The organism is Burkholderia sp. B10 (assembly GCF_004368385.1).
Taxonomy (GTDB): Bacteria; Pseudomonadota; Gammaproteobacteria; order Burkholderiales; family Burkholderiaceae; genus Burkholderia; species Burkholderia vietnamiensis.
Map to the genome: position 1 here is coordinate 100,102 of NZ_PQMX01000014.1, position 9,885 is coordinate 109,986.

The following is a 9,885-nucleotide window of genomic DNA, read 5'->3' on the forward strand; positions in this document are numbered from 1 at the left end:
GCGGGCAACCCCACCCCGGCGCTCCGGGCAGCCGATCTTGCTTCGGCAACGCGACGGACCTTGCTTCGCTCGTTGACTTCTTCTTGTGTTTTCTCTCAGGTTCCGGGCATTTTTGCTTCGTCGCGTCGGGCCATTATCCGCCCAAAGCGGTCGAAGTGAAACGTTTGCGCATGAGGCGAACGCGCAATTCCGCGGATTCCGAAACATTCCTACAAAGCGCTTACGCTCGAGACGCCTGCGTTCTGCACTGGTTGCAATCGGCGCGGCATTCGCTTTTAATGGAACTGGTTCCAATCCGCGTTTCGGTGGTCGATCTGCATGACGCCTCGTCGTGCGCGCGTCATGATGGCGGTTCAGGATCGCCTCCATTCGGCCCAGGATTGCGCATCGCTCCCGTCCTTCCGGACACCTGTCAAACGAGACCGTCATGCCCGACTCCGCTTCGCTGCAGCAGCTGTTTCCCGCTCATCAGGACATTCCCGCCGAGTTCCGTCTCGCCGCGCCGATCCATCAGCGCGTATCGTTGGTCGACGGCGAACTGCGCGCGTGGGACGGCGCGACCAAGACCGTGCTGTCGCCCGTGTGCGTGCGCGAAGCCGACGGCAGCGTCGCGCAACTGGAGATCGGCAGCTATCCGGTGATGGGCGAGACGGAAAGCGACGCGGCGCTCGACGCCGCGGTGCGCGCGTACGATTCGGGCCGCGGCGAATGGCCGACGATGAAGGTCGAGCAGCGCATCGCGTGCATGCAGGACTTCATCCGGCGGATGGTCGCGCAGCGCGAGCGGATCGTGAACCTGATCATGTGGGAGATCGGCAAGAGCCTTGCCGATTCGCAGAAGGAGTTCGATCGCACCGTCACCTACATGACGCAGACGATCGATGCGCTGAAGGAGCTCGACAACGCGAACTCGCGTTTCGTGATCGCCGAAGGCACGATCGGGCAGATTCGCCGCACGCCGCTCGGCGTCGTGCTGTGCATGGGCCCGTACAACTATCCGCTGAACGAGACCTTCGCGACGCTGATCCCCGCGCTGCTGATGGGCAACACCGTGGTGTTCAAGCCGCCTCAGTACGGCACGCTGCTGTTCGAGCCGCTGCTCGACGCGTTCCGCGCCGCGTTTCCGAAAGGCGTGATCAACACCATCTACGCGCCGGGCGCGGTGGTCGTGCCGCACATGCTCGCCTCGGGCAAGATCAACGTGCTTGCGCTGATCGGTTCGAGCAAGGTCGCCGATCACCTGAAGAAGCAGCATCCGAAGTCGCACCGGCTGCGCGCGATTCTGGGCCTCGATGCGAAGAACGCGGCAATCGTGCTGCCCGATGCCGACCTCGACCTCACCGTCAAGGAATGCCTGCTCGGCGCGCTGTCGTTCAACGGGCAGCGCTGCACGGCGCTGAAGATGCTGCTCGTGCATCGGTCGATCGTCGACGAATTCCTGAAGCGTTTCACCGCCGCGCTCGAGCAGTTGAAGATCGGCATGCCGTGGGAGAAAGGCGTCGGCATCACGCCGCTGCCGGGCATGCATCGCACCGCGTACATGACCGACGCGATCGACGACGCGAAGGCGAAGGGCGCGCAGGTCGTCAATGCGTCGGGCGGCGAATTCAGCAAGACGCTGTTCTATCCGGCCGTCGTGTATCCGGTGTCGGAAGGGATGAGGCTGTATCGCGAAGAGCAGTTCGGGCCGATCATTCCGGTCGCGCCGTTCGACGACGTGGAGACCGCGCTCGACTACGTGACGACGTCGGAGCATGGCCAGCAGGTGAGCATCTTCGGTTCAGATCCGGCGCAGATCGGCGCGCTCGTCGACCCGCTCGTGAACCAGGTGTGCCGCGTGAACATCAATTGCCAGTGTCAGCGCGGGCCGGACGTGTTCCCGTTCGCGGGGCGCAAGGACTCCGCGGAAGGCACGCTGTCGGTGACCGATGCGCTGCGTGCGTTCTCGATCCGCTCGATGGTCGCGGCCAAGCAGACCGACGGCAGCAAGCAATTGCTCGACTCGATCGTGTCGGATCACCACTCGAAGTTCATCAACACGGGCTTCATTTTCTGACGCGCGGTTGGAGTGGTGCGGCGGGCGCTCGCGCGTGGGACGTGCGCGGCGCGAGCGCTACCGCGAGATGCCCGTCGGGCGCTGGAGTACGCCTGCCAGGGTTGCCGGTCTACGAAGCCAGCACGACGCCCGTAGTCAGCGCGGCAAGCCCCGCGTACCAACATTGAATCAACACGCGCCCCGCACGCTCGCGCCGCGCGTACGCCCACAGATAGAACGGCACGAACATTCCCACGATTCCCTTGACAGGGTTGGTGAGAAAAACATGAATCCCGATTCCGATCTGCGAAAGAATGATCGACGCCAAGCCGACAATGATCAGAATCGATCCCAGTGAATGCGTCATCGCACGTCTTCTCCAGTGAAGAACGCCCGCTTGCGCGGGCGTGGTTGCAAGCACTAGCAGCAATACGCGGTCACTTGGCAGTATCAGGCTGATCGGACTTCAGAACCGTCAGCTTCGATTCTTTCACGCCGGTTTGTCCGGTGACGTCGTCGACGAGTTGGAGCTTGTTGCGGGCGTACATGACGCCCATCTTGACCTCCTGCCATACGTAATAAATCTTCCCTGCGACCGTATCCACGTCCAGCGTCGAGTCGTTTTCAGCCATCGACACCAATTGATGGTGACCGGGGTCGACCTCGCTATACAGGTAAGTCCTCGCGCCCGTCGTGCCGAGAATCTTCCCGTCGAGCGTCACCGGCATCTTGACGGCCCCGCCCATGCTCTCGTTTCGATACACGTAAATCGCGGCCTTATCGTGCGGAGCGTTGAAGGTCTTCAGCTCGGCATCGCGCTGCGGATCCCCCATCGGTACCGACGCACAACCGGCCAGAATCGACAGTGAAACGCCGATCGCGAACAATTTCTTCAATTTCATTTTTAATGGTCCTCGTTTTTTAACAGCTAACCCCGAATCATTTTTATGCGCTGGTCGATCCATGCGTATGCCGGCTACCGCTCAGTGCCTGTTGGCGTTTGCGACGCATTATGCACGACATCTTTTTAAAGCCGTCTTTACGTCCACCGCGCCTTATTGAAGGACGCGTTTGCCGTACACCCATTCGATACTGCCGTAAGGCGCAATCCCATCGAGGATACGCAGCCTGCTGCGCGCGGCGTCGGCATCGCCTTTGACGAACTTCGCATAAGCGCCGAGATAGAACTGCTCTTCGGCTTCCGCCTCCTGCCGCTCCTCGCCGGACAACCCGGCATTGACGATCGAAAGCGCCTTCAGCGCGTCCTCGCCCTGCCATATGCGCAACAAGACTCCGTATTGGTTCTTGTCGTTCGCGGCGTAGTAAGTCGCGTCCCGTTCGAGCCGCGGATTCGCCAACGCGGGATCGTGGGCACGAGCCATGATGTAGCGGTAGACCAGCGCACGGTACGCATAGAAGCTCGGCCCTTCCAGCGGAGCCTCGGCATCGGCCAATGTATCGATTGCCGCCTTCCATTGCTGCAACTGAATACGCGCGAAAGTGGCCGTGACGAATCCTTCGGTATAGGTACCCAGTACACCGACGCGTGCAAGTTGTGGGTTGCGCGCCGCGAACTCGCGCGTCTTTTCCATTTCCGGAGCCAGAATCGAGAGCGCCTGCTGCGGATCGTTCAGCGAGAACAATATGCCGGCTTTCGTGGCGATCAAATCCTTGCTTTTGGCGGGATCGGCCAATTGCAACGCCTCGTTGATTCGCGCAAGTGCTGCGTCGGATTCGCCGAGGGAATCGAGCGCGGCGGCCTCGTCCTGCAACGCCAACGCCTTGTCGAATGCCGAATTTGCAGCCGCCTCGTGTATCCGTGCAGCCGCAAGCGCCTGCTCGTGCTTCGCCCGGAGCGGATTACCGCCCATCGAAGCTCTGAGATCTCGCAGTGAGCAATGAAGCGGACGCCCCACGGAAACCGGATGGTCGCGGACCGTAATATCCGTCATGCTCTGCGAACAGCTCTGCGTGCCATCGAACGCAAAATTGACGTGATACACGTGCCCCTTTTCCGGCACCAAAGCGGTGACGAACGGTCCGCACGAATCCGAACGGCGGTCCATATCGTCGCCGTAGAGACCCTTGACCTGGATTTGTACGCCGGGCTTCACGTTTACTGCGCGCGACGTCTCGGTTCTGAGGACAGCCTTGTTGAGCTTCTCGGTCAAGCTCGCAATCGACGGCAGTAGTGCTCCCCGCCCGCTATCGAAGACGGCTCCGACCGATTGGAATCCGGTGCATGCCTGATCCGACGTGCTTGTCGAAAAGCCCACCGCCATGGGCATGCCGCTCGTCGTAAAGACGATTCTTGCACCATCCTTCGGAGCGTCAACGGCGAGGTTCGTCGGTATAGAAGTATTTCTGCCTTCCTGCACCGCGGTCCTGCGTGATGCTGCGTGCTTGGTCGCACACCCCGTGATCAAGAGAATTGACGCTAATGCCGCGCAAACGGATCGCGTCAAGGTTGTTTTGGTCGTTCGCATGAGTTTGGTTTGGTGATTTATGTCTGAATTTCGATTCACCCAATGTGCGAGTCGAATCGTATCAAAGTTCGCCAATATCCTCATCACGCGATTTGCGACGACAAGCGGCACCTCGGTTGATGTCCGAGTTGCGTTGGCGATTTTCAAACTTGCGTGATGGCGGAGCGCCACCACGCAAGCCAATACCTCGACCGTCAGGTCATCAGAAACGTGTTGTCACTTCGTCAGTCGAACGACGTACAAACCGGAATCCTGCGCATTCGCGCTCAGACTGTAGTTCGGTGCAGTCGCGTACGATGCGCCCTGGGTCAGCTGCTTATAGACTACGGTCGAGCCGGACACGTCGGCGAACTCGACAACCGGCGGATTCGGATTCGGAACGGTATTGGTCGTGAAATTCAGCGTCAGTGTCGACGATGCCATCGCGTGGAGATCGCCCGAAGATTTCACCTCGTAGATGTAGTTTGCGGTTACGCCGGCCGGCGCCGGATCAGGCTTGCCCAGACAGATGGTCAGGTCTCCGGTCTGGCCACTCGCAGGTGTCTTGACCGTCAGCGTCGCAATGCCGTCATCGGTCGTCAGGTTGAGGTTGGCGTTCGCGATGACGCTGTTGTTCGACAAACTGAGTTTCTTGTAGGTCGCCGGGCAGGAAAACGCCGCGGTCGTCGTTGTCGTAGTTTGCGACGTCGAGCCGGCCGAATTTCCCGACGCCGCGCTGCCGCCACCGTCGCCACCGCCACCACATGCAGCAAGCACGACCACGGTGCTCATAAGACCAATCAATTCTGACTTGTTATTCATCGCCTCTCCGCAATTGTTAAACAGTTCTAAATACAACACCTACACTTCACCTGTCCGATTTTCCCTAACTCGCACAGCGTGATTCACGCATAAAAAGCGCGTGGCGATGTTGATGCCACGCAAGGCGCCCAGGCTCAAAATGAGCGCGCAGACGCAACCAATCAGCGGCGAAACGTCAATCAAATACCGTGTGTCGCTCTTGCTTCACGGTAATTCTCGATTCGACGCAAAGTACGTGCATACGCTCGACTGTGACCTGCAAGGGCTGCCCGCTCAAAACTGCGAAGTCAGCTGGAATCCAAACGTGACGCGCGCAGTGGGAAAGCCCGAGGGTTTATAGATCGGCGTACCGGCAAACAGGTCATACGCGTAGGCGCCGAAGCGCGTCCCGATGCTTCCCTTCACGCCGATAACAGCGCCGGCCAACTGCGTGCCGACGAGCGCGATCGGCTGTGGCCCCCATACGCGGCCGTAGTCCAACCCTGCGTAAATCGCTTGACCCGTCTGGCCGATCGGCATCTGCAACTCGTTACGCCAGTAGAAACCGCGCGACGAGGCGAGCATCGTTTCTCCGTCGAAGCCGCGCACCGTGTATCGGCTACCGATCGTCATGTCGTCGAGGTAGTACAGGGTGTTCCCCGTATACTGGCCGTGGAACGTACCGACATAACGGAACGGCTGTTTGCTAATCACGAACGGCACCGACAGGTTCGCGTCAAGCACTGCCATCTTGAAGCGATACGTTGGGCCAGCTGCGAGCATGTCATCCTGCGCGCCGAAACCGCCGATGCCCTGCCGATAGGCGGTCGAGCCGTCGAACTGCGCGCCATCGAAATAGTGACGATCTGTCACGCCGAGTTCGATGATCGTGTTGTTGCGGCGTTGTTGAGAAATCTCGGTGTCCTCAATGAAACTCTGACCAAAACGGCGCGACAGCCGGAAGTACCCACCGAACACGTCATTCTGGCTGCGTGCCAGGACTCGGGCCAGTTTGAAATCGACTGTCTTCGAGTTGCCGCTCGCGATGAATGTCTGATTCACGCCCGCGATCTGCTGGTAGTACGTGTTCGTGCTGGCGGACAGCGTAGCCGCCCAGTAGCCCCACGGAATCGTATAGAAACCGTTCCAGCCGTGCGAGCCGAGGCGCTTGTCGCCGAACTCGAGGTCTTGGCTGACGCCGACGTTGAGCATGTCGTTCAGCCCGAGCGGGTTGTCGATGCCGACCGACAGATTGCCTTGCAGCTTGCCGGTGGCGCGGGTGCCAGAGTTGTCGATCGATGCGACGACGGTCCACGGCTTGCTGCGCTTCACGTCGAGCACTACGTCGCTTTCGCCGGGCAGAGCGCCCGGAACGATTTGCATCGAGACGTCCTGACTCGACACGCGCTTCATTTGCTCGAGACCTTGCTCGAGATCGCGCAGGTTCAGCACTTCGCCGTCGCGGGTCGGGAAGGCGGTTTTCCACGTGCCCCGCAGTTTTTCATCGGCGAAGCGCACGTGACGAATCATGCCGGGAATCAGCGAGAGTTTGAGCGTGCCGGTCGATAGGTCTTGCTCGGGGATGAGCACGCGCGTCGTGACGTAGCCGCGGGCCAGGATCGCTTGGGACAGGCCCTTGATGAGCACGTCGATGCCTTGCTTACCAACGCATTGGCCTTCGTAGTGGTTCAACCATTCCCGGGCGAACGCAAAGCGATCCATCGGCAAGGCTGATGCCCCTTGGGCCTTCGCCGCATCAGGCAACGAGGCAGGAACGTCAAGTGTGAAGCGGTCGATGCGGAAACACGGTGTTTCGGTTGGAAGCGCCGGATATGCTTCGACCTTCGGCACTTCCGAACGCACGGAAGGCGCACGCACGGTTACGGCGCGCTGCTGTGCTTCCCATTGCTGCTGCGCCTGCCGATCCTGTTCGGCGTTCGCCTTCGCGGCAGCCGCTTGGTCAGCAGGCGTGGGGGCCTGCTGTGCATGTACCGCGAGCGACACCAAGGCCGTGATTGGGAGGGCCGTCAACCGTTTAGCTATCTTCATTTTAATTTAATCCCTGATTCTGCCAGTGGCCTGCTAGCCTCGCAATAACCGCCTTTCCGGTCAGCTCATACGCGAGATTCTCGTTACGCAATTCTGTATCCGTCGCCCGGTTCCAAACTGCTGCTGTCCCGCGTTGTACGCGTCTCGATTCGGCTTGATGTACTGGCTATTCTTATCGTGATTCGCATATTGAGGGTCGTTCTTGAAACCATCGCAGTTCAGATCCTGATAACCCACGATGCTGCTAATTTCATAATCGTGCTTTCCGTCCGATGATCCGACTTACGCAGGTCCCCTGCGACAATTCGGCCTTCGGCCCCCGTTTGCCAATACTCAGCTCCTTCAAAACCGTTTTCGCGTATCTCACCGCACAATCGTATCCGCTCTGGTGAGGCTGCCGACTGTATAGCAACGATCTGCTGCTTTCAGGACTTGTCCTGCTCATCGCCCTTCACTTCGTAGCTTCTGCGCGCCCTCTTGTAACTGTTGCCGAAGGGTTTGATGTGCAGAATCTTTGCGCGACTCGTCATACCCCCAACAAGCGCGATTGCGAATCCAACAAGCAGGAGAATGCGGGCCCACACAACGGGAAGGTCAAACCCAATTGCGATTGCAGCGAAACCGATTCCCGTAAGGATAAGGAGGAGACGCACCCACGAAGTAAGATTTCCATCTTCGATGAATCTGATCTTCATTGATTTTTCCCTACGGCGTTTCCGCCCGCGCGGCAGCACCAATGGCGATTGAATCCAGCACCAGCCGAACTGGCGTTGTTCCGGACCGTATACTGAATGTTCCCGTTTGGGTAGACGGTTACATCGTTCGCACCACCCTTTGGCGTCGCGGCCAATCCATTATCCACGAGATTCTGTTCGAATTGACTTCGCGTAAGATCAATGACGGCATTCGGAACAATCCGAACAAATCGGAGCCCGCGGTAATTTGCGTGTCACGATTTTCACGCCCTGCCCATTCGCAATGCCTTTAGATACACTCGCGGCCAATTCCAGCGAAATAGGCTCGATCTTTTACCATAGAATCAGCTTCGCACAATACAAAAATCAGATCGCGTCCAACACTTTTACCGCATTCTGATCCAACGATGTTACAGGCTGTTCCGCAACGTAGAATGCTGGGCCGAACCGACTGCTTGGATCCAGAAAAGCGGGGGCAATACCGTTATCGAGTGTCCCCTTTTGCAACCGCCGGCACTCCTGTCTAGCGCCCCGCCGGAACGCCCCGTTCAGCGGCGGTGTTAGAACGGCCCGATGTCGTCGAGTACTTCAGCTCGGGTTAGGCGACCGATGCGCAACAGAACCTCAACTTCATCACCTTCGCTTACTCTTTCGTATTTCCAATCTGGCGGCCCAATCACAAACAATTCACCCTCCACGTCCACCTCCAGCATATTTCTAGCAGGCACTTTGACCAACAACCGACCTTGCTGCTCGGTGTGTTCCGGCACGACGAATTTCCGTGTTATCCGGCCCTTCTTTGTTGTCGAACTCATGACACTGAAGTTAAGTAAGCCAAGTGATATTTTGAAAACGATGAAAATTAGCAATAATCCAATGGCGAAAAATAAGCACCCGACAACCGCGCTTAGCCCGCCTTGATTGATCAGTTCGAACGGGAAAACTAGCAAGCGATTCATGAGAGCGATCTCATTTTGAGGAACTCGGATTGTTCAGGCTGTTCTGGACCTTCGTTTGCGCTGGCCCCGAGAGAATTTGGACAGCGTGGTTTGCAATATTCCCCGCGTGTCCGGGAAGCCAAATTTGCGCTGCGGTGCCAACGCCATACGCGGTTGCCGAAGTCGCTGCGGAAGCGGATGGATCGCTCGATGGATTGACCATTCCTGCCCCTGCGAACGCTCCCGTCGCGCTTACAAGCCCGTTGTAGGTTCCGACAGCGATCTTCGCGCCGATACCGCTTCCAAGCGTATCCAGCGGAAGTCCAAGTGGTGTTAAGGCGGTGGCCGCAGTTCCAACTATCAGAGACTTCCCAGCGTTCGGGGCGTCGCTGCTCATATGGGTATCCCGCTGCTGCCGCTGAAGTATCACGGTTTGCTAGCACGTATTCGAACAGCAGATGAGGGACTTCCATTGCCAACTGCACAAACCTCCGGGCCGCCTTGACCGACTCAACCTCGAAATCGTCGCGGCCTAAAAGCACTGAGAAGTCCCCTATATAGTCCATCTCGGGGAACAAATCGTCATTCGACAACGTGAACCCCTCGATACCTAGCACCCCGATTCCCAAACGTTCGCATAGCTCCAACAGCCGCATACTATCTGGAGAATCGAACAATGAAACACCAGCGGAACGTGCGGTCGGCCGCAGTCCGCTTCGGCTCAACAGATCGTCTATGTTTACTACGCTTGACCTGCCCCCTGCAAACAGGGCCAGCCGGAGTCTAGTAAAGTTCGTTTTCGGAGAAGAAGACGAACATGAAGAAGCGCTTTACGGAACAGCAAATCATCGGGTTTCTGAAGGAAGCCGAGGCCGGTATGCCGGTCAAGGAACTGTGCAGGA

At 58.4% G+C, this 9,885-nt stretch carries 9 protein-coding genes; 2 read left to right on the forward strand and 7 right to left on the reverse strand.

What is annotated here, in order from left to right:
* Window positions 1–427: 427 nt before the first annotated feature.
* Window positions 428–2,056, forward strand: coding sequence for an NADP-dependent glyceraldehyde-3-phosphate dehydrogenase (locus C3Y15_RS10265; RefSeq protein WP_124259905.1), 1,629 nt, complete (start codon window positions 428–430; stop codon window positions 2,054–2,056).
* Between the two features lie 109 nt (window positions 2,057–2,165).
* On the opposite strand, the gene C3Y15_RS10270 is transcribed toward C3Y15_RS10265, so the two are convergent.
* From C3Y15_RS10270 to C3Y15_RS10300, 7 genes are all read right to left on the reverse strand, one after another.
* On the reverse strand, window positions 2,166–2,402 hold the full coding sequence (locus C3Y15_RS10270; protein WP_034194870.1) for a hypothetical protein: 237 nt from the start codon (window positions 2,400–2,402) through the stop codon (window positions 2,166–2,168).
* A gap of 70 nt (window positions 2,403–2,472) precedes the next feature.
* The gene (locus tag C3Y15_RS10275; protein ID WP_014724421.1) at window positions 2,473–2,937 is read right to left on the reverse strand and encodes a DUF2846 domain-containing protein; all 465 of its coding nucleotides are present in this window, start codon (window positions 2,935–2,937) and stop codon (window positions 2,473–2,475) included.
* A 153-nt stretch (window positions 2,938–3,090) separates the two neighbouring features.
* Entirely contained in the window at window positions 3,091–4,206 is a 1,116-nt protein-coding gene (locus C3Y15_RS10280) for a hypothetical protein (RefSeq protein ID WP_124259906.1), read from the reverse strand.
* Window positions 4,207–4,737: 531 nt separating this feature from the next.
* Complete coding sequence (locus tag C3Y15_RS10285) at window positions 4,738–5,322, reverse strand: hypothetical protein (RefSeq protein ID WP_059890522.1); 585 nt, start codon at window positions 5,320–5,322, stop codon at window positions 4,738–4,740.
* 273 nt (window positions 5,323–5,595) lie between these two features.
* Window positions 5,596–7,350: a ShlB/FhaC/HecB family hemolysin secretion/activation protein gene (locus C3Y15_RS10290; protein ID WP_069246564.1), complete on the reverse strand. Its 1,755-nt coding sequence runs from the start codon at window positions 7,348–7,350 to the stop codon at window positions 5,596–5,598.
* A 425-nt stretch (window positions 7,351–7,775) separates the two neighbouring features.
* Complete coding sequence (locus C3Y15_RS10295; RefSeq protein WP_011881335.1) at window positions 7,776–8,045, reverse strand: hypothetical protein; 270 nt, start codon at window positions 8,043–8,045, stop codon at window positions 7,776–7,778.
* A 560-nt stretch (window positions 8,046–8,605) separates the two neighbouring features.
* Window positions 8,606–9,004, reverse strand: coding sequence for a hypothetical protein (locus C3Y15_RS10300; RefSeq protein ID WP_034194866.1), 399 nt, complete (start codon window positions 9,002–9,004; stop codon window positions 8,606–8,608).
* A gap of 796 nt (window positions 9,005–9,800) precedes the next feature.
* On the opposite strand from C3Y15_RS10300, the gene C3Y15_RS10305 reads away from it, so the two are divergent.
* The coding region (locus C3Y15_RS10305) for a transposase (RefSeq protein WP_134206827.1) at window positions 9,801–9,885 on the forward strand (85 nt) is incomplete at its 3' end.

Coding starts and splice junctions, on each gene's coding strand:
- C3Y15_RS10265 (WP_124259905.1), top strand. CDS start 428: ATGCCCGACTCCGCTTCGCTGCAGCAGCTGTTTCCCGCTCATCAGGAC.
- C3Y15_RS10270 (WP_034194870.1), bottom strand. CDS start 2,402: ATGACGCATTCACTGGGATCGATTCTGATCATTGTCGGCTTGGCGTCG.
- C3Y15_RS10275 (WP_014724421.1), bottom strand. CDS start 2,937: ATGAAATTGAAGAAATTGTTCGCGATCGGCGTTTCACTGTCGATTCTG.
- C3Y15_RS10285 (WP_059890522.1), bottom strand. CDS start 5,322: ATGAATAACAAGTCAGAATTGATTGGTCTTATGAGCACCGTGGTCGTG.
- C3Y15_RS10290 (WP_069246564.1), bottom strand. CDS start 7,350: ATGAAGATAGCTAAACGGTTGACGGCCCTCCCAATCACGGCCTTGGTG.
- C3Y15_RS10295 (WP_011881335.1), bottom strand. CDS start 8,045: ATGAAGATCAGATTCATCGAAGATGGAAATCTTACTTCGTGGGTGCGT.
- C3Y15_RS10300 (WP_034194866.1), bottom strand. CDS start 9,004: ATGAATCGCTTGCTAGTTTTCCCGTTCGAACTGATCAATCAAGGCGGG.